This window comes from Nonlabens xiamenensis, assembly GCF_003865345.1.
In the GTDB taxonomy this organism is placed as follows: Bacteria; Bacteroidota; Bacteroidia; order Flavobacteriales; family Flavobacteriaceae; genus Nonlabens; species Nonlabens xiamenensis.
This window is the reverse complement of record NZ_RMVE01000003.1, coordinates 84866-105762: the sequence shown is the minus strand read 5'-3', so window position 1 is coordinate 105762 and position 20897 is coordinate 84866. Positions and strand designations below refer to the sequence as shown.

General features: G+C 38.2%; 20 protein-coding genes and 1 pseudogene. 2 read left to right on the top strand and 19 right to left on the bottom strand.

The features are described 5' to 3' along the window. Positions 1-55: 55 nt before the first annotated feature. The 6 genes from EGM47_RS08940 to EGM47_RS08915 all read right to left on the bottom strand — a co-directional run bounded on the left by EGM47_RS08940 (position 56) and on the right by EGM47_RS08915 (position 5099). Positions 56-547: a hypothetical protein gene (locus tag EGM47_RS08940; RefSeq protein WP_124980466.1), complete on the bottom strand. Its 492-nt coding sequence runs from the start codon at positions 545-547 to the stop codon at positions 56-58. Between the two features lie 876 nt (positions 548-1423). Next, positions 1424-1933: a hypothetical protein gene (locus EGM47_RS08935; protein WP_124980465.1), complete on the bottom strand. Its 510-nt coding sequence runs from the start codon at positions 1931-1933 to the stop codon at positions 1424-1426. A 143-nt stretch (positions 1934-2076) separates the two neighbouring features. Next, positions 2077-2583, bottom strand: coding sequence for a hypothetical protein (locus tag EGM47_RS08930; protein WP_124980464.1), 507 nt, complete (start codon positions 2581-2583; stop codon positions 2077-2079). Between the two features lie 205 nt (positions 2584-2788). Beyond that, entirely contained in the window at positions 2789-3367 is a 579-nt protein-coding gene (locus EGM47_RS08925) for a nuclear transport factor 2-like protein (RefSeq protein ID WP_124980463.1), read from the bottom strand. Between the two features lie 136 nt (positions 3368-3503). Continuing rightward, entirely contained in the window at positions 3504-3941 is a 438-nt protein-coding gene (locus tag EGM47_RS08920; RefSeq protein WP_317126884.1) for a hypothetical protein, read from the bottom strand. A 672-nt stretch (positions 3942-4613) separates the two neighbouring features. Further along, the gene (locus tag EGM47_RS08915; RefSeq protein WP_124980462.1) at positions 4614-5099 is read right to left on the bottom strand and encodes a GNAT family N-acetyltransferase; all 486 of its coding nucleotides are present in this window, start codon (positions 5097-5099) and stop codon (positions 4614-4616) included. A gap of 369 nt (positions 5100-5468) precedes the next feature. Here EGM47_RS08915 and EGM47_RS16590 point away from each other — a divergent pair, with 369 nt between their 5' ends. Both EGM47_RS16590 and EGM47_RS08910 read left to right on the top strand, forming a co-directional pair. Continuing rightward, entirely contained in the window at positions 5469-5600 is a 132-nt protein-coding gene (locus EGM47_RS16590) for a transposase (RefSeq protein WP_164510850.1), read from the top strand. Continuing rightward, positions 5581-5964, top strand: a pseudogene (locus EGM47_RS08910) (transposase); the annotation flags it as partial. The gene EGM47_RS16590 and the pseudogene EGM47_RS08910, both read left to right, overlap by 20 nt. 100 nt (positions 5965-6064) lie before the next feature. Here the strand turns inward: EGM47_RS08910 and EGM47_RS08905 are convergent. The 13 genes from EGM47_RS08905 to EGM47_RS08845 form a co-directional block, all read right to left on the bottom strand. Next, on the bottom strand, positions 6065-6985 hold the full coding sequence (locus EGM47_RS08905) for an S-4TM family putative pore-forming effector (protein WP_124980461.1): 921 nt from the start codon (positions 6983-6985) through the stop codon (positions 6065-6067). Beyond that, a complete protein-coding gene (locus tag EGM47_RS08900) occupies positions 6978-7967 on the bottom strand; it encodes an SMODS domain-containing nucleotidyltransferase (RefSeq protein WP_124980460.1) in 990 nt (329 codons plus the stop codon). Before EGM47_RS08900 ends, EGM47_RS08905 begins: the two co-directional genes overlap by 8 nt. A 119-nt stretch (positions 7968-8086) precedes the next feature. Next, a complete protein-coding gene (locus tag EGM47_RS08895) occupies positions 8087-8812 on the bottom strand; it encodes a hypothetical protein (RefSeq protein ID WP_124980459.1) in 726 nt (241 codons plus the stop codon). Between the two features lie 121 nt (positions 8813-8933). Next, a complete protein-coding gene (locus EGM47_RS08890; RefSeq protein WP_124980458.1) occupies positions 8934-9863 on the bottom strand; it encodes a hypothetical protein in 930 nt (309 codons plus the stop codon). Continuing rightward, positions 9850-12381 carry a hypothetical protein gene (locus EGM47_RS08885; RefSeq protein ID WP_124980457.1) on the bottom strand — a complete coding sequence of 844 codons (2532 nt, stop codon included), beginning with the start codon at positions 12379-12381 and terminating at the stop codon, positions 9850-9852. The genes EGM47_RS08890 and EGM47_RS08885 overlap by 14 nt, the downstream gene beginning before the upstream one ends. 175 nt (positions 12382-12556) lie before the next feature. Continuing rightward, positions 12557-13171 carry a hypothetical protein gene (locus tag EGM47_RS08880; RefSeq protein ID WP_124980456.1) on the bottom strand — a complete coding sequence of 205 codons (615 nt, stop codon included), beginning with the start codon at positions 13169-13171 and terminating at the stop codon, positions 12557-12559. 86 nt (positions 13172-13257) lie between these two features. Then, positions 13258-14139: a substrate-binding domain-containing protein gene (locus tag EGM47_RS08875; protein WP_124980455.1), complete on the bottom strand. Its 882-nt coding sequence runs from the start codon at positions 14137-14139 to the stop codon at positions 13258-13260. Between the two features lie 3 nt (positions 14140-14142). Continuing rightward, entirely contained in the window at positions 14143-16215 is a 2073-nt protein-coding gene (gene ppk1, locus EGM47_RS08870; protein ID WP_124980454.1) for a polyphosphate kinase 1, read from the bottom strand. A gap of 117 nt (positions 16216-16332) precedes the next feature. After that, positions 16333-17202 carry a nucleoside phosphorylase gene (locus EGM47_RS08865; RefSeq protein ID WP_124980453.1) on the bottom strand — a complete coding sequence of 290 codons (870 nt, stop codon included), beginning with the start codon at positions 17200-17202 and terminating at the stop codon, positions 16333-16335. Beyond that, positions 17202-17600 (bottom strand): Rid family detoxifying hydrolase, encoded by a 399-nt coding sequence (locus EGM47_RS08860; RefSeq protein ID WP_124980452.1) that lies wholly within the window; start codon positions 17598-17600, stop codon positions 17202-17204. Before EGM47_RS08860 ends, EGM47_RS08865 begins: the two co-directional genes overlap by 1 nt. A 107-nt stretch (positions 17601-17707) precedes the next feature. Further along, positions 17708-18850, bottom strand: coding sequence for a peptidylprolyl isomerase (locus tag EGM47_RS08855; protein WP_124980451.1), 1143 nt, complete (start codon positions 18848-18850; stop codon positions 17708-17710). A 73-nt stretch (positions 18851-18923) separates the two neighbouring features. Further along, complete coding sequence (gldI, locus tag EGM47_RS08850; RefSeq protein WP_206052153.1) at positions 18924-19484, bottom strand: gliding motility-associated peptidyl-prolyl isomerase GldI; 561 nt, start codon at positions 19482-19484, stop codon at positions 18924-18926. Position 19485: 1 nt separating this feature from the next. After that, entirely contained in the window at positions 19486-20511 is a 1026-nt protein-coding gene (locus tag EGM47_RS08845) for a DHH family phosphoesterase (RefSeq protein WP_124980449.1), read from the bottom strand. Between the last annotated feature and the right edge of the window lie 386 nt (positions 20512-20897).

Genomic DNA, 20897 nt, shown 5'->3' with positions numbered 1-20897 from the left:
GGGTTTGGTGCGTGTCCCGAAGGGCATGCACTATACCTTTTGTTGTAGCTAGTTTTTATTCTTTATCAAATTTGTAAATATCTCCATAACCATCTTTACATTCTAAAAAGAACTCTTCTGGAATTCCACTTTCAAAAGATAATTTAGTGACATTCTTTTTGTCACATTCATCAGTTTTAGAATGTAAAAACACAACCTGGTTGTTCTCAATTTTTTCTGGCAAGTCATAAGTCATGCCGACATAGTAATTCCCTAAGTATTCATTTTTGTCATTAAATACTAAAATTCTGCTAGTTGCTCTTTTTGATAGTCCCCAAAACCAAGAGGAGGTCATAATCTTATATTCACCTTCAGGAGATTTAATTGTCCCAAGGTATCTAAGATGAGTTTCGGTTCCGTCTGTTTCATTCCATTGACCGAAGACATAAAGACTATCAGTAACATTATTATTCAACACCACTTGTCGTATCGAATCATCATTTACTTGCCCAAATAGATTTAGACTTACGAATAATAATATAAGTGATATTGAGATTCTATTTTTCATTTTAATTGGCTACAACGGTCCAGGCTATGATATCGTTGCGGTGAAAATTCGCTAGGATTTTCGCTCATCGCCAAGCCGTTGCTGGCAAGATAGGAATTTTCGGCAGAAAATTCCGCTGCAATGAATCATAGCCCTTGTTACCATCTGTAACGCCCGCAATGATATTCAGGACGTCTTTTTGATCGCCGGGTAATCTTCACATGAGTTGACAGATTCGCCGACAACTTCAAAGTTCGCAGTTGCATGAACGTTGGAGTTATATTCTCTACTAAATTTTAATTGTTAGTCTCGGCTCGTTTTGTTCGCTTGATGATTACCGCGTCCATAATTGGCGCTGCGACTGTTTTCTGTTACTCCGTCTGCTCAAGAGTTGATTTGGCGAAGAGTGGGGTAGAAGAGAATACTTAAAGGCTCTTTCGAGCTTAAAATCGGTGTAAAGGTTTAAAGCTCTGAAGGAATAGGGTTATTGATGGTAACGGTTTTGTATATGGCTCGTAGCGTGCAAATTAGCAATTATTTTTTGGTTGAGCACAAGTCAGATTTTAAAATTTACTATTTATCTTTTTCATTGGAAAGTCGTCAAATTTAAAAATTTGGCGACTTTCCAAATATGCCTTAACTTCTATTAAGCAACTGACGAGCTATGAGCTATATACGTTGTTCTACACCGTTTTTATTTGATGAAATTATATCTTCTTGCTATAAAATCCGCTAATAGAAATAGTGAGATTGGCATAATTCCCCATATTAATATATAAAAGCTTATGTACATTATCTCCGCTTTCCAAAAGCATAGTAGTAAGGTGATACCAAACACCACTAACAATAGATATAACAATCTTTTTAAATACTTTCTAATCTCTACAAATGATTTCTTCATTCGCTGTTCCTTATTGCTTTTTTCGCTCTCTCAATGATTGGTTGGTAATCAAAAGTTGAGCAATTTTCTTCGCTGAAATTTCTCTCACCTGTTCGTACGATTTCGCTATTATCGTTTTCCCAATCGATAACGTAAATATCGGCTTTAAAAACTTGATTTAGTTCATCATATTCCATTCCTTGGTCAGTCTGTCTAAAGTTTTCTTCAGTTTCAATAATTTTTATCGGTTTGCCATTATCCAGATAAATTTCGGTTGAAACTCTACCGTAGGAAAGACCGATTTCTTCGTAAATTCTTGTGATTTGATTTCCGTTCCACCATACTTTTAAAATTCCGCCACCATCACTTGTAATCCCAGTCAGTTTCGCCCAATCAAATTCAGATTTCGTTAGAATAGGGTCAGAGTTGATTGAGTTTACCTCGCTTTCAATTCGGTCAAGTTTATTTTCTTGTCCAAAAGTTACAAATCCGATTAAGGTCAATATGATTACGAATGTTTTTTTCAAATGGTGTAGAACGTTGATGTGTATGATTAGTGGCGTGTTTGAGCACCTAATTTAGCAAATATAAACGGAATAGAAAATCCGCGAGGATTTTCGTAAGCAAGCTAAAACTAGCCATTAATTTTACACGGTGTTGGCAACTGGCTTTATTCCGTTATCATTTTATTCAGGAATGTTGTTAAAGTAATTTTTGCAGAATTTTCATTTCCGCTTTCTTCTAAAAAGAATTCAAAATAATTTGCTTGATTGTCATAACGGTATTCGGCTAAATACATATCGCTTAGGAAAATTTGGTTTTCTTTAGTCGGTTCTATGTTTGTTTTTAATAATTTTTTATTTGTAAACTCCAAAATTTGTTCTTTTTTTAAATTCAGAGTTTGTTTTTTTCTTAAACCTTGAAATTCAGGTTTGTCGCTAAATTTGTCCAGTAAATATGTGTACCGAATAGAATTCCATTTTTTTCCGTTCCGTTTTATTTCTATTAACTCTTCAAATACAGCACCACCTTCTGGAAATCTCCAAACTCTCAAAATTTCATCTGGCTCATAAAAGTCAGATACTCCAAATTTTTTCAAGTCAGAAGGAATTGATTTTGGTTTTCCTTCCTGGTTTGAACAGAATAAAATTAAGATAAATATAATTGCGTATTTCATTTTTCAGCTTGTTGTCAACGGTTTGTGTATGAAACGTAGCGTGTAAAAAGACACTAACTTTTCGGTTTAACACAGAGCCAAATTTTTATTTTTAATTTTTCTATTCTAAAAGCCAAATTTTTAAATTTGGCATTCTTTGCAAGTAAGCTCAACCCTTTTGACTTAGCACTTACTAGTTATGTTTTATACACCGTGTTGTAGCACGTTATTTTTCGTTTTCATATCGTTCAATTGCCTTTAGGAATTTCTTTCCACCAGATTCAGTTTGCATATTAATATTAAGGTCAAGATTGAGTTCAGGATGATTTTCTTTAGTCCAATTTAAAAGCTCAGTTCTATTCTTGCCCCAAGTTTTTTCGTCAAAATTTATATACTCCGTTTCTAATTCAATTATTTTATCATCTTTGAATCTTAGAATCTCATTTGTAACAAAAGGCTTTCCCATAAAGAAAATAATTCTCTTGTCCGATTTTGAAACATTTGCTTTGACAGTTCCGTTTTCCATATTCATTTCAAGCACTTTATAAGTTGGCTCAAAAACTGAGTCCCATTTTAACCAGTTCCTCAAATAGTCATTTTTAGAGTATCTCACTTTATATTCATATTTCGGTATCGTAATTATCAAACTGTCAGCTAATAAATCTTCCATTTTTGCGCTATTTGATTCATCAAGAGCCACGAAATAATTTTCAGCAATAAGAAGCCTGTCAATTGTCTTTTCAGAATTTTTACAACTTACAAGTCCGACTAAAAGGATGAGAAAAATTATCAGAATTCGATTCATATTAATTTGGTTGTTCATAATGTGCTACAACGTTTGGTGTATGATTAGGTGCGGTGGCCAGCACCTAATTTTGTAAACAAACTCGGACCCGAGAAATTTCCGAAGGAATTTTCCAAATAGGCACTTGCCAAAGCAATTAATTATACACTCTGTTAGCAAATGGCGTTTTTTCAGTTGGTAGATTCAGTCCCGCCAATATTTTGTTCAATTCAGTCAGTGAATCTTTGTCAATCAGTTCCGTATTGATTTTCAATTCCTTTTTTTCAGTTTTCAGTGTATAATCTCCTGCAAACTTTTTGATCCAATTTATTTCACTCAGATCTATTTTCTTGCCGAAACCATAAAGTCCGTTTTTTCGGATTGTACCATTTTCGATAGTCAGATATTGATTTGCCAGATCGTACAAATAGTGTCCAACGTATAAAATTCCAATTACTAGATATCCATAATCCGTCCAACGAATTTTATCATTAGTTACGACGCTTACAGTTCCGAGTATGATCCAAACTAAACCGAGAACTAAATTCACGATTAATCTTTTCTTTTTGAATTTGATTTTCACTTTATATTTCACTTTTATGCTATTTGCTAACGTTAAATATAAGTGTCGTAGCAGGTCAAAATGTTACACTACTTTTCGATTTTTCTGCGCAATGATTGATAATTTATTCAAAATCAAGGATTGCACCATTGCAAAAATACACGATCCTATCGATTTATTCCCAAACTGCTATGACCACTTATATAGTGTTGTAACCAGTATTTTTTAATCTGACCATCTTAAAATGCCAATAAAAACGGCGTCTATAGCGATCCACACAGTACTGAGAATCATCAAGATAAGGCGTAGCCATTTTTATCATTTCATTAATCACAGGTTTTGATAAAATTCCCGAATCATTTCCACCAAACACTCCAAAAAAGTGATCATCGAAGTCTGTGGCCTTGGATTTATCAATAGCCTAATGCAAAATTCACTTTTTCAAAGGATCTAGAACCGAATTTTGTAAATACACAAGAACCTATGGATTCAGCCTTTTTACTTTTCAGCGTTCAGCTTTCGTTCTGATATTCAACCTCTGAACTATTGGTTACAACGTTTAGTATATTGCAAGTAGGCGATTGCGGGCTTCAAACCTATCAAATCAAGATGAATTTGAAGCGGGCTACAACTGTTGAATTTACTACTATCAAGCCTATTTGCTACATACATGTTCTGGGCTGGGCATTTTTGTTCATTAGTAATCTAAATCCCTATCTTTTTGCTCCGCCTCTCCAATAAAACAGTATCACGCCATTTATTATCAAGTTGTGCAATTCTCTCCCTTTTTCCTATAACTCTAAAACCAAATTTATCATGAAGCTTCAGTGTCGCAATATTTTCAGGAAAAACACTTGAATATAATGTCCATATTCCGTGGTTCTCAGATGATATTATAACTTTATCCATTAGCTTTGAACCGATACCTTTTCCTAAAATATTTGTATCAATATACACGCTAACTTCGACAACTCCTTCATAAACTTTACGTGTCGAAACAGGAGATAATGCAATCCATCCAAGTATTGTGTCATTTTCTATATATACAAATCTCGAATGTTTAAGATGTTTTGAATCCCAATCTGACCAAGAAGGAACACTTGTCTCGAATGTGGCATTCTTGGTATCAAGTCCCATTTTGTAAATCTCAAGGATTCGCTTACTATCACTTGGAATCATTTCTCTTATCATTCCCTAATAATCTTGATGAGGCTTTTTTGCATTGCCCGTAACGTTTCTTGTATATGATTTGTGGCGTGTTTTGGCACAGACCCCTTCAAATAAAAAGTAACTTTGGAAAATCCGCATTATTAACCAAGTGAGGACAGACCAAGCCATAGCTTATATACTGCTTAAGTTTGAATTTCACTACATTTCTAAATATTAATAGAAAGAACAAAGGCAAGAATAAGGTAATGATATACATTGAAGCCTTGGACTTCGTCAACATTGGTTATCCTTTGCCTTTTCCATGAATAGTACGATCAGTTCTGTGAGACCTGGATCTCGTTTTTAAGTTGCTGTAGCACCCATGGATTGCTCTTTCTAAACTCAGTTCCTATGGATAAATATAATGAAGTTTATGGTGTGGACATCAGCAAGGATAGCTTTGATGTCTACAGTGAGCGTTTTGGACACGAATGCTTTACCAACGATGAGAAAGGTTACTATGAGTATTCCCGGTATAGGTAACAGGACGGCAACTTATCTACTGGCCATCACGGATGGTTTTAAGAAGTTCGAGAGTGCATCACAGCTGGTCAGCTACGCGGGAATAACGCCTGTACAACGTGAATCCGGTACGAGTGTGCGCGGCAGGTCGTACATGAGCAAGATGGGCAACAAGAAGCTCAGGAACCTGTTGTTCATGTGTTCGTTCAATGCCTGTAAACACAACGCACCCTGCAAAAGGCTGTTTGAACGAATAACGGCTAAGGGAAAGAGCAAGAAGCTGGCGCTGATAGCCGTGAGCAACAAGCTGCTCAGACAGTGCTTTGCAGTGGGCAAAAGCGGTATACCCTGGGACCCAGAATTTAAAAATATCCGGGCAGCCTAAAACATAGTGAGAATAAGGAATTGAAGAACCTTGGTTGGATCAATCTAGGGCTGGCAAACTATTGGGCAACTTAAAATTGATTAATTGCTTGTTTTTTACCTCAGTTCTTTGTTGTACGCAGTATTTTTATCTGTTCTTTAATTGAATAGTCCATTTCATCTTCTAATTTAGGTCGTAAAAGTTTAAATATAAAATCAGAAATTAATGGGCTTAAAAGTCTGTTGTGATAAATTCTGTCTTGAATACTTCTTAATTGATGTCTGTCAATATCATCATCAATATCAGTTTTTTTAACTGTAGATTCGATTAAATTTCTCAAATGATTTAGATTGTCAATAGATTCTGTATTCGAATTGATTTCTTTATATGCGAACATTATTATTGGAATGGATGGAAGAATTACCTCAATAACAAAACCTTTTAAACTTAAATCTTGGGAAAGAGATATTGCGAATAGAATAAGAAATGTGATTACACTCAAAATTATTATTAACAATTTATATCTTTTACGAACCGAGAAATCATAAGTAATATTGGTTCTTTGGCATAATAGACTTGCTACATTTGTTTTGATTTTTTTTATTTCCAATGAATACCAATTTGTAACTAAATCAACTTCATTTTGTTTTTTCCTCTTTTTTAATGAATATCTTCTTATTATTTCTCTGTCTATCAAAACAAGATTTAAAGAGTCATTTTCAATTATTCCAAGCACATTGGTGTCAAATGTTTCTTTGATAGATGCAGCAATTTTTTTTAGTCTGTCAATTGTACTTTCTAATACTTTTTCTGCGGTAGCTGCTATAATTGTGTATAAAACAAATATATAGCTTGATTGGTCTAGTAGGCTTGGACTAAATTTAATAATCAATGATATTAATAAAGGAAGTGGGACTGTAATTAGAATTAACAATCCTTGATAGTTTTTTGCTTTTGAATAGACTGTTTTTTGAGCAAGTAATTCATCAATGTGATTTTGTTGATTTTGCCTATTTAATATTTTAATGCCTTTTTTACCCATAACTTGGAAAATCAGTACCGAAAAGTTCTCGCCACTTATTTATTGATTTTTTATTATCCTTTTCGTCAATTTCCGCTTTTATTGCTTCATCCGCTTTTCCATAAGCCCAATCTGCTTTTTGAGAAATCGAAAGCCTTTGAGCATATGTAAATGTATTCAAATCGCCTTGATATCCCTTAGGGTCATTAACAGTATTTAAGATTGCTGAAGATAAGTAGTAAAAGAAACTTCTCAAGTTAAAATCAATCCATTGATTTAATTCGGTTTGTGAGTTTACATAGTTAATAACTATATTTTCAAATAAATATGAACCAATTGTTAAGGATGAATTTCTTCTGTTCCAATATTTTAAAGTTCTAATTAGTTGTAAAACTCTACCTTGCTGCGCTTTATTAGCGTCTGTTACTCTTTTTTGGTCAATTCTTGGGTCTGTTGGTTTCCAATAACCATTACCGTCTGGAATTAAATATAAATCCGTATCTGTATAGAAACAAGGAACAATATCAAATACCCATTCATACGAAAGTAAGTTTAATGTAACTGCTTCTCCTTTGCTGTGTAAATCCGCAGATTTATATTGGTCAATTTTAGCTAATGAAAGCTTAACCTTATTTACGACTTTTCTTGAATTCAGAATATCTGAATCTGATAAATATTTCAATCTATTACCTGCATTTGGCGTATGAATTGTGTAGGTGTTACCGTAACTTGATTTCGAATAGGTGGCTCCATCAGCTACAAAACAGAACATTAAATCAACATCATCTAGTTCTCGTATTTTAGTTTTTCTTTCAAATGAACCATAGTTTATGTGTTTTAGTTCGTATTTGTATGGGAAATTCAAATCGTCTTTGTCTTGAAGTCCATTTAATTGCGTGTATAACCAATCTCTACTTGATTTTGCCTTATCGCTTCTGTCTTTTAATAGATTAACAGTATCAGTATTAAATTCGCTAAATGCTGTATTTATTGATGTTGCCATTTGGTTTGGTTATATTGCGTACAACGGTCTTGGCTATGATTTCGGCGTGGAAAATTCGGTAGAACTTTCCGCAGTTGCACTGACCTTGATTAATTAGTATTGAGTTTCGAGCTATCAATTCAGCCACGCTGAATTATAGCCGTTGTTATCTGCTGGCTTTTATTCGGTCGTGATAAATTCGATAAAGCTAAAAGTCCACCGACAGCTAATATTGCTCCACCAACAAAAGGAAATCCTGCACCAACTAAATCAGCGATATTCGATGAAAAAAGAAATGGCAAACAGAATATCATTCCGAATATTCCTGCTGTTATAGAAGTAAAAGCTCCAAATTTGGTAACTCGTTTCATATCAAATATTGTTTTTTGTTCAAATTCTGGTTTTAATAATTCATCTCTTAATTCAGTCAGATTTCGAGTTGCATACTCTTCGATTGTCCATTCCGAAATTCCAATAGATTTCTTTCCTTTTTTAAAGTCTGAGTAAAAAGTCCGCCACAAATCAGGAAGCAAAATTGCTCCGAAAATCAAAATGGCAAATGAAGGAATAGAATAATTTCCATTTCCAACCATAAACGCTTGCATTCGAATCTCGTCTTCAGCAGTCATTTTGTAATTCAGCAAAACGTGTTTCAAATCGTGACTTTCATATTTTGGCACTAAAGTCAGATTATGTTTGTCAAGACATTCGGCTATTTCTTTTCCTAAAGTTCCGTTTTCAAGTTTTCTTAATTCCGAAACCTTTTGTTCATAAGGTTCCATTTTACTAAAATATTCGATTGTCGAAACAGAAAGGTCAAATGACTGTTTTATTATCTTTCTGGCAATTTTTTGAAGTATATTCATCTATAGTTCAGATTTTTTTCAGCTTGCAGGTAACGGTGTGTGTATGGCACGTGTCCCGCAGGGCATGTGCTATACACGATGTTAGCGGTTCGCCTTTTTTCTTTTTAATAAGTGCGTATGGCTATAATACTTCACTTATACTGTTCGGTTTTAATTCTCCTGATTTCCATTGTTCAAGTGTTTCGTCAATTCTTTCTGATGAAATAAGTCCTTCAATTTTTAATTCTGTTTTGTCTCCGAACTTCTCTGATAGCTTTGAAATTATTTCTTTGAGTTGTTCAACCACATAATTGCGCAACTCTATTTTTGATTTTCGGAATTGTAAATGTCTGTAGATATGGTAATAACCTGAAAATAATTTACCGCTACTTTCCCTGTGATGCCAGTTATAAACTTTACTCTTTCTCCATAGTTCAAGGTCATGCAATCTCTGATGTTCTGTCATGTCATAACCTGCATATCCTGTCAGCGGATTTCTAAAGTAACTCATCATAGGGCTTTGCTGTCCCAATTCTTTAAACTCCTCAAGGAATTTCAAATATTTTTCTTTACCACCTAATGATTTTGGGAAGTCAATCACAAAACATTTTGCAATGGGTATCACTACTGGTGCGGTAATTTTTAAATGTTCTGCTGCATCGGCATGGATTACTTGAATAACATTGTCGCCTTTAATTTTCACTTCCTTTCCGAAAACGGTTTCAAGTTTATAAATAACGTCTTCGTTAATATCCTTTTGGGTAACGAATTCAAGAACCAAGTAACCATGATGAACCAAATGTTGAGCAATGAACTGAATCGTTCCTAAGATAATATCATTAAAGTCTTCGTTGTAGCGATGCTTATAAGAAGGAAGTAATTCACTAAGCCGTTCTTGAAAGTCTGCATTTACTGGTTCTAATGTGCATTGAACAATTTCGTGTTTAGAGCCATAAACGGGAACTATATTTTGACTAAAGTCGTCCATGAACATCCATGAATTATGTTCTCTTTCATCATGAGTGTTTGTGTGGTAGCGAATAGAAAGTCTATTTGTTTCAGAAATCATCATCGGTTCTTGGATTTGGATTATCAATATTCCAACACCATCTTTTGAAGAATTCTCTTCTCAATAGTTTAGTTGCACTTTTGGCTTCTACAAAAGTGAAGAGATAAATCTCCATGAAGAGTTCAGCAACATTATAAAAATTGGAGTAGTAGGAATCTTTAATAAAGGGTCTTACAATTAAATCATCAACATCTCTTGGACGCAATCCTAAACTTTGGGTTACATCTGAAAGTGTCCTTTCTCTTTGATGTTTTTCATTGAAGTTTATCCCTGTGCCATGCAAGTTGTTTTTGTAATATTCATAGTATGTAGCAAATAGTTCAAAATTTTCTTTTGTTGGTGTAAAACTTTCATCCCAAGTTGTTTTAACGCAATTCCAATAGTCTGGCTTGTTGTAAATTACAGAATAGATATAGGCATATCCACTAATCTCCATCAAGTCAAGGAGTGTTTGATATGAAATGTTTTGCGGCTTGTCAAAATGCTTAAAGGTCTTATTAAGATTCCCAAAAGCATTTATAGATGCTTTCAAAAAAGCTGGAAAGCTTTCTTGAAATTCAGCTAAGTCATTTTTTGCGAAGCACTCGTTCAAATGGATTGACAAAAGAGAATATGAATGAGCAAAGACATCTGGAAATTGGTTATTCCATTTTACAGAAGAAAGTTTCTCAATGTTTTTGATAATGATTGCAAAGCATTTTTTCTCATATCCTTTCAGCAATTTTTCAATTTCGTCAAAGTTTGGTTTTATCCACTTAAACTCGCCTTTACAAACCTCGATCTTATCGAGGTCTAATAAGGTGGGCTTCAGGTCACCAACTCTATAGTTGAGTTTATGTAGTATCTCCAATCCGATTTGGGCGGTGAAGGTTGATAGTAGCGAGTTGTTTTCATTCTCAAAGTCATTTGCTAACGAAAGAAGGTGGGAATCAAATAAAACTAAGGAGGACTGTAGTTTTTCTGAAACTACTCTCAAGTGTTCAGCTATCAGAGATTGTCGAAAATACCAATTAGGAGTTATTTGTTTTCCCTCAATCGCTTTTTCATTTTCAACGAAATGCCGAAACCTATCTAATGATTCATAGAGGTCAGGAATAAAATCGGTGGAGTAAATCGTATCTTTCTTTTCCCAATCAATTTTCTCGTATTCACTAATAGTTTTGTCGGAATTGAACTTTGTAGCTACTTCAAAAATCCCAACTTGAAATCTTAGAAGTGCATAGCAATATGTCTCAACGCAACCTAACTCATCTTTCCAATCATCATAGTTTGAAACATCAACCTCTTTTTCTTTTTTCTTACTTATGAGAGTTATGTTTGAGAAAAGATTATCCATTAATATCTCTCCTGTTCTCAAATCCGTTATTGCGCTCAATGAATCAAAGAGAGAGTGAGTCATTAAAATTGATTCGCCTAAAACATTTATGTGCCCGCTTTCTACAGCTGATTTCAATCCTCTTGAAAGATTACTAACTATGCGCTCTTCAAGCCATAATTGGTTCTGTTTCACTTTCGGTTGAATAAAAGTATTAGTGTTTTGCGATAATCCTCTTAATGTCATATCACTCTCAAAGAATGAGAGATGCTGGTAGGAATTAGGGAACCAATGACTGTCAATAGGAATTTTTGGTTTTTGTTGGAGATAATATTGAAGAATGTAAAGTGAAGTTTGAAAGATTGATTTGAAAGATGATTCCTTCAAATCATCGTCTTTAAGACACAAACTCGTTAGCAAAGCCAAATTTTCAGTTTGCTCAAATGCAAGTTTATAGTTGTGATTTTGGAAATTTCTTTCGTTCCAATATTCTCCTTCTGTTGTTACACTCTTGATTGTGTCAGTCAACTTTTTGAAAACTATTCTTGACAGAGTGCTTGGCTCAAAGAAATTATAAACACCCAAACCAATTTTAAGAATTCCAAAAAGAGTTGTGAAAGCATAAAATGCTAAAAATGAAAGAACCAAATTCCCTGGTAGCAGATGAAAACTAAGAAATAGTAAAACAGCAATTGAACATGCGGTCAAGTATGTTAGTCGTCTTAAATAGGCTTGTGTTTCTTTTTCGTAAAGCAAAAGATTTCTAATACTTGCATGAACCTTAGCGTAAGCCGTGCTTGCAATAGTTGCAAGAATAGGGTAGAACAAGGCCAATATAACGCCTGTAACACTTGCTATTACCGAAATCAGTTCAACTATCGCATCTCGGTCATCAGGATACGTTGGTTTTGGGAGTAGCTCTTGAAATCTGATCAGCCATTCAGGAAATAAGCTGATATACAATTGCCAATACTCAGTCGCAAAATGTTCAATGACGAAAAGCAAAGCAACAAAACCTAATGCTTTGAAAATACTCCATAGGGTCAGTTTAATATGAGCTACTGCAGAGTTTGCTTTGTATTTTTCTTCTAAGAAAAAATTCTTGATCCTAAATTTTTGTCGTCTTGAACTAAACCTTATCCTCTCGACTTTATTTTTTAAAGTCCAATAGTTTTTGTTTGAATATGTTTTGAATGGAAGTTTCAATATTTTTTAGATGATAAGTGATGTTTTTAGGTGACCGCTAACGGTCTCGTATAACCGTCAGTTACGGTTTTTTATGCGTTAATATTCGGTTTGGCACTGACTTTAGCAATTCCGAGTGGATTCGGACGTAGTCGAATCCGCCGTAATTGCGGTTATACATTGTTGTAACACGTTTTTATTCCGAATACTTTCTCATAAATAAGTTTACACCTTCTAACATTAATTTTATTCTTTTTCTATCCTCAACACTTTCCCAATGTCCGTGCGCAGCATCATTTCTAGTTCCACCCCAAGAAACAATGTCTTTTAAATCTTGTTTTGATATTTTGTCCTGTTTTCTTAATTCAGTAGAGTAAGCATCAAGACTGTTTTTTATGGTTGTGATGTCAAATCCACTATCCTCAAGCCAGTTTCTTAAAAATTCTTCCAATGATGCTCCAATTATTACGGCAGGTGCAGCTGGATGAACTTTTTTGTCGTTTAAAAGTTTTTCAGCTTGTTCCAAATAATCAGAAACGGTATCTATCTGAATTTCTCTTTCCAGAGAGATACTTCTCAAAAGGTCATTATTTACAAAATCAATAAACGTTGTTAAAACTCCATTAACTCTTGCTGTTTTAGTAGAGTCATACGCGCCACTTTTTAACTGCGCCAAAGTTTTGTAAAAAGAACTGTCTTCACCAGCATAGATTCTCAAGAATTCTCTAGCTTCTACTAGTCCTCCGTGTGGGTTTTTTTCAGACGTTTTCTTTATCCTTTCTGCATTTCTAATTAAATCTTCTTTTGTCATTTTGCTTGTTTCTCAAATGTGTTACAACAATTATATATACGTACAAGTTACTATATTTCTCTTTTACGAAAACCCACCCAAAAGATTTACTCCTCTTCATCTGCCTTTGGCAGGTCGTGAATCAGGTCCTGGAGGGCGACTTTGTCTTCAATGATACCCACGGCTGTAAATTCTTCCAGAATCGTGGCGACTGTACTGTCCCATAATTGGTCATCGCTGAATTCGGTGCGTAGGAGCCATTGCTGTACATCACCTACCTGCAAATCATAATGGGAGGCAATGCTGCGGTCTATACTGGGGATTTGTTTAAAGTCGGCGGTATAACGGTTGATCACCTCCAGCATGGTGACCAGGGCGTCTTCTTTCTCGGCAATACATTGTTGGGTAGCGGCAATTACAAAACTGGGCCAGGGCGTGGCAATGGTTTCCAAGCGTTTAAAAATACCTTGGTCCACTATGGGTTGGGTCATATAACGCTCCCATAAAAATAGTTGGGCCTTGTTGTTACTCAAAGCACTGACGGCGCCGTCTAGTGTGTTGGTCAGCTCAAATTCGATGTCTTCCGTGTCCCAGCCGTGCTTTTTGGCCAGTAGATAGCTCATCAAATGCGAACCACTTCCATATCGGCTGATGGCGATTTTGGCATCTTCTAATTGCTCGGTACGATCGGCTTCAATATGCGCAGGGGCATGAACACCCCAAAGCAGAGGCGAGGATACATAGACCTGTAAGATACGTGACGGATTACCGGCGATAATGTCCTTGACAATCCCGTCAGTAAGTATACAGGCTACTTCTAGCGCGCCCTCGCGCAACATCTTGCTCATTTGCCCAGTGCCTTCTGGAACGTCCTGCCATTGTAAGTCTATTCCCGCTTTCGCGAAAGCGTCATCCTCCAACGCCAGATGCCAGGGCAGGTTAAAATGTTCAGGTACGCCTCCGATCCGGATGCTGGTCAGCTTTTTCATAGATCACAAAGATAGGGTAGCGGGCTCAGAATGTAGCTTTTTTAAATAGTCGTAAATCGCGAGCTGTGAACGCAGTTGTTCCTGTCCCTTTTCTGGTTGTACAAATGGATTGTCTTCTTCTGGGGTATGGATACGTGCCTTGAGGTTGTCGGCCAACTGTAAATTAAGGATATCGTTCAATTCTTTATAGATATCGGCGTCGTAAATAGGAGTCAACACCTCAATACGTCGGTCCAGGTTCCTGCTCATCCAGTCGGCACTACCCATAAACATGACCGGATCACCGTCGTTATTGAACTTGTAAATACGGCCGTGCTCCAGGAAACGATCTACAATAGAGGTGATCTCTATGTTTTCGCTCAGTCCTTCCAATTGAGGAAATAAACAAGAAAAACCTCTGACCAAAAGTCGGATGCGTACACCAGTCTGACTGGCTTTGTACAGGAGCTTGATCATGTCCCGGTCTTCCAATTGGTTCATTTTGGCAGTGATCATGGCGGGTTTTCCTTCCCTGGCCAACTCCATTTCACGGCGTATCAGATTTTCAAAACGTCTGCGGGTGGTAAAGGGACTGATCAACAAATGTTTAGCCCTTGGGATGATCAAGTCGCCTTCCAGCACTTGAAAAACCCTAGATAGATCTTTGGTGATTTTTTTATGGGCGGTAAACAGGCCGTGGTCACAGTAGATTTTTGAGGTGGTGGCATTAAAGTTCCCGGTACCTATATAGGCATAACGTTTCTTTTTGCCCTCTTCCCGACGGTAGACCAGCAGTACCTTGCTGTGGACTTTGATTCTGGGATAGCTATAGATCACCCGAGCGCCGTTCTCTTCAAATATACGTCCCCATTTGATATTGTTTTCCTCGTCAAACCTGGCCTTGGCTTCCACAAAAACGGTCAGCTGCTTGCCATTTTCTAAGGCGCGCATCAGGGCATCAGTCAGGGCAGACTCGTCGGCCACACGATACAGCGAGATTTTGATTTCTTCCACCAACTCATCTGTCGCGGCCTGATCTATAAATTCCTGCACATAGTCAAAGGACATAAATGGGAAGTGAACAAGTTGGTCTTTTTGGGCGATCAGATCAAAATAACTGTCGGCTTGTTCCAGTGAATGATGTTGTATACTGGGCAAGTCTTTGGCATGTAATCTTGGGTTATCCGTTGGATCCGGAAAACCAAAAAAGTCATCAAAATTGTGGTAGGTTCCACCGGCCACCATATCTATTTTTCCCAAGCCCAGGCTTTTGCGCAGGTGTTTACGCACGTTTTTGGGCATGCGCTGGTCATAGAGTAGGCGAGTAGGTTGCCCTTCCAATCGCTGAGAAAGGGATTCATAAATTTTGTCGGCCAACTCGCCATCCATGTGCTGGTCCAGGTAGAGTTCTGCATCCCGCGACAATTTGATGGCAAAGGAGCCGGTTACTTGTTTTTCAGGAAAAAGTTCAGACAATTGTAGTTTGACAATATCATCGATAAAACACAGATAATAATCTTCGCCTTGTTGGTGCAGTTGGGTAAAACGATCCACCTTAGTAGATGGAATATTGACAATTCCATATTCATTCGGATCTTCAAAAGTGACCAAAAAATACAAATGTTGGTTTTCCAAAAAGATATCACTGGTCTTTGAAGCCTTGACCGTAGTGGTTTCCATCAAGTCGGCCAACTCTTTCTCGTAATAGGTTAGCGCTTCCTGAGCATAATTTTCGGCCACTTGTCGGGTGCTGAGCAAGTGGATGTGATGGGTGGCCAGGGCGGGCAGGATATTGTCAAAAAATATCTCCCCCAATCGCTCTTGTTGTTCATGAACCCGGGCTAATAGGCTTTTGACAAATTTGCTGGGTCGCAGGTCCAGTTTTTTTCGGATGCTTTTTTCTACGCGTTTCAACTGTCGCAGCTGAGAAACACGAACCCGGAAATACTCGTCCAGGTTGGAGGAAAAAATGGCGATAAATTTTAATCGTTCGTACAGCGGATTACCCTCATCGGCGGCTTCTTGCAACACACGTGCGTTAAAACTCAACCAATTGATATCCCGATGCCTATACGGAAACTTGTCCTTTTCTTCCATAGAACGAAATTTACCAAACCACCGCCGACTACCTTCTGAAATTTCAGTTAAACTATTGGAACATCGCCATGAACCCGGTCAATGATAACCGTCAGGGTATCAAAAAGCCTGAACAGCTTATTGGCTGACGATGCAATCCAGTGCCAACTTAATCAAAGCATCCACAGTAGCATCTGGTGTCGTGGAAAATTGACCGGTAGCCCGGTTGGCCAAGATGGCATTGAGTGAAACGGCCTTATGTCCTAAGAGATGCGCCATGGCATAAATTCCAGCGGTTTCCATTTCCAGGTTAGTAATTTTAGAACCTTCATAAGAAAATTCGGCGATCTGCTGGTTCAATTGCTTTACAGCAGGTTCCAGCCTGATCTTGCGACTTTGCGGCCCATAAAAACCAACATTGGTGATGGTATTGCCGTTGATCATATCCACCGTCTGGAACCTACGGGCCAATTCCTTGCTGCAATGCACCACATAAGGCGCTGCATGCAATTTTGATCGTTTGATTTGTTGTTGTACCGCTTTCGCGAAAGCGATATCACCACCATCGCTGTCATACCAATGCAACAAGCTGTCAAAACCGATTCCTCGTTGGGAAAGCAGAAAGGCATCCACAGGAATGTCGCTCTGAACAGCTCCACTCGTGCCAATTCTGATGATCTCCAGACTTTTGCGTACCGGCTTAAGCTCTCGACTGGAAAAGTCCACATTAACCAGGGCGTCCAGCTCGTTAAAGACGATATCAATATTATCTGTCCCAATCCCGGTAGAAATTACTGATATGCGTCTGTTTTTATAGACTCCGGTATGCGTATGGAACTCGCGTTTCCCGACGCGACATTCTACCACGTCAAAATATTTAGAGACTTCAGCAACGCGTTCTGGATCGCCTACGGTGATGACGGTAGGGGCGAGTTGATCGGGCCTGAGGTTGAGATGGTAAATACTGCCATCTGGATTGATGATCAATTCTGATTCAGCGATGGGCATTAGATGTCGTATTTAGCAATCAGTGAAATTTCTACGTTGACAAACTTGGGTAAATTGGCCACCTCTACCGTTTCTCGGGCTGGAGCAGTCTCTTCTTTAAAATAACTGCCATATACTTCGTTGACCGTGGCAAAATTATGCATATCGCTCAGGAAGATGGTGGTTTTGACCACATGCTCAAAATTCATCCCTACCTGTTTAAGAAGGTTTTCCAAATGGCGCATGACGAGATGAGTTTCTTCTTTTAGGTCATCTATTTTTAATTCGCCGGTGGCCGGGTCAATTGCGATCTGACCACTGGTGTATAAAGTTTGTTCATAGTCGTTTTTATAAAAGACAGCCTGGTTGTAAGGTCCGATGGGTTGGGGTGCCAACTCGGTATATATGATTTTCTTCATGGTATAAAAATACATAAAAAATGCCCTGTAGATCACGGCGAGTTCAGTGCATAAAAAATGCGCTACCGATGAGGGTAGCGCATTGATGTGATCAAATTTCTGTTGCCTTATTCAGGCTTGGTCATTTTCATTTCAAATACAAGATCAGTGTTGGGAGGGATAACTCCGGCAGCACCACGCTCACCATAAGCCAAATCTGATGGGATAAAGGCTACGATCTCATCTCCATAATTCATGCTCAACATGGCATCTTTAAAACCTTGTACCATTCCCACAGATTGCGAGTATTGCACTGGCATAGGTGCGTAGGCACCCATCTGTTGTTTTCTAGGGATCACATTGTCAAACTTCTGAGCAGTTTCCAAGTTGGAAGAATCAAATAGTTTTCCATCCATAAAGAATCCGCTGTAATCCAAATAAACGGTAGAACCGTCTTCTGGCGTACCACCTTCTCCTTTAGTCTTGACATACACCATGACTTCGCTGTTGGGTAATTTGGTTGCTTGAGCTTTAAGTTCGGCCAATTCTTGTTCTTTGGCAGCGATATTAGCTGGTGCTTGAGCACTTCGTTCTTCGGCCAACCTTCTTTCTTCTTCGCGTTTGGCTTCGGCAGCTTCTACCGCATCGTTAAAAGTTTTTACCGCATCCCAGTTCTTGGCAGTTTTTCCTTTACGGATGATCGTCACCTTCTCCATAGTTTTGGTAGAATCAGGACGATCCCTGGTCGTTTTGGTTGTTGCGATAGAATCAACTACGGCCAAGCCTTCAATCACTTTCCCGAAGACATTATAACGTCCGTCCAGTGCAGGATTAGGCTTGTGCATGATAAAGAACTGGCTTCCATTCGTATTCGGTCCAGAATTGGCCATAGAAAGGATTCCTGCTTCATCGTGTTTTAAACTGTCAACGATTTCCTGATCAAATTTATAACCTACATCACCACTTCCGGTTCCTGTAGGATCTCCTCCCTGAATCATAAAATCTTGGATCACTCGGTGGAAGATCAATCCATCGTAAAAAGGTTTTCCCTGCAGAGAATCAGTTACTTTGGTGTGGGTTCCTTCCGCCAAAGCCACAAAATTAGCTACCGTAACAGGAGCGGCATCATAGTATAGTTCAGCCAACATTGTTCCTTCATTGGTTTGAATTTCTGCATAAATTCCGTCCTCGATGTCTGGATATTTGTCCTCACAGGAGGCGGCCATAATTACCATGGCCAACATTAAAAGTATTCCGTGTACTTTTTTCATTTCTTGCTTTAATTTTGATTAATTGAATTTGTTAGGGTTTATTCTGGCCTTTGTTCAGCAAGGCCTCGGCTGTTTATTGTTGTTTAGGTACTACGATCTCTTCTTCCTGATTCACCTTGATTTCCATCAGTTTTACCTGACTTCTGAAAGGCACATTGACACCAATACGATTGTTATCTCCATAATAACCGTAAGCGGCATAAGAGGGGAAATATACAATCATTTCCTCACCTTCCTGCATCAACTTCAAGGCCTCCCTCATCCCGCGAAAAATACCGTATTCTTGTTCCATACTTTTGGTAACCGTGCCAATCTCTTCCTGCGTGTAAATCACACTGCCATCCAGAGCGGTTACATCATAAGTAAAGGTAAGCCTGTCACCAAAAGTCGGCTGTTTGCTTTCGATACTGTCTTTCTGGACAAAGGAATAATAGAAACCGGTAGCACCACGCTCAAAATTCCTATCCTGATTGGCAATCACTTCTTCAATGGCAGCCTCTTCGGCAGCATAGAGTTCCTTGTTGTTTTCAATGGCGGCTTGAATGGATGTATCTGTAGCCTGGGTAATGGGACGTCGTCCTTCCAGGTTTTTACAGGAAACTCCCATCAAGCATCCCAAAACGGGAAGCAGCATTCTAAATAGCAGTTTGCAGTAACTCCTTTTCATAAGCAGGCAAGATACTAATTAATTTTTCCATTGTGGCATCCATATCCAACTCAGATTTACCACCAGCAGCGTTTCGGTGACCGCCACCGTCCCAATGTTTTCGGGCCATAAGGTTGACATCAAAGTCTCCTTTGGATCGCAGAGAAGTCTTGATGATGCCTTCGCTTTCTTTTTCGATGAAAATCTGAGCAAAAACTACATCATTTAAACTCAGTGCATAATTCACAAAACCTTCAGTATCTCCTTTATTGAAATTATTTTCATCCAATTCTTGTTGGCTGAGCGTGATAAAAGCGGTGCGATATTCCGGTAATATACGCAGGTTGCTCAGCGCCACGCCCAACAGTTTCATTCTGCTGGGGGTATTGACATCATAGATTTTGCGGTTGATGGATTCGGAATTGGCTCCCATGTCCATCAAGTCGGCAGCTACCCGCATGGTTGTGGGTGTGGTAGATCTGTACTTGAAACTCCCTGTGTCGGTGAGGATTCCAGTATACATACTTGTGGCCATAGCGGGTGTGATCAACTTTGCATCTCCTACACCTGTGATCAGGTGGTAGATCATCTCGCAAGTCGAACTCATACTTGGATCACTAAAGGTCAAGTCGGCAAAATTATCGGGTTGCTGATGATGATCGACCATCACAAAAAAGGTATTCAAGTTTTGTAGAACTTCTTCCATTTGACCCGTTCGGTGAAAGGCATTATGATCTAAATGGAAGGTCATCTCTGCTTCCTTCAGTTTTTCCGTGGCTTTATCAGTTTCTTGGTCGTATATAACGAACTCTTCTGACAGCGGCAGCCAATTCAAAAAGTCGGGAAATTCATTAGGAGAAATCATCGTTACCTCATGATTCAGTTGTTCGAGATAACCACAAAGTGCAGTCACAGATCCGATGGCATCTCCATCTGGATTCTTGTGTGGGATGATCACTATTTTATGTGGTTGTTGCAATCGCTCTCGGAGCGTTTGTAGCATTTTCTTATCCATAAGCTAGCAAAAGTATAGCTTTTGTTCTGGAATATGGATATTGAGTAATGAGTTATGGGAATGATAACTCTGAAACCTGTACAGGCTTGTTCCTTCGATATTCGTCTTCGACAGTCTCAGACTGACAATGGAGCTCAGGCCGACAAAGAATGTCATGCTGAGCTCGTCGAAGCAGTGTTAAAATCTCAGAAGCATGATTCTTCGTTTCTCGTCTTCGACAGGCTCAGACTGACAATGGAGTTCAGGCTGACAATGGGCTCAGGCCGACAAAGAATGTCATGCTGAGCTCGTCGAAGCAGTGTTAAAATCTCAGAAGCTTGTTCCTTCGATACTCGTCTTCGACAGGCTCAGACTGACAATGGAGCTCGTCGAAGCAGGGTTGGACT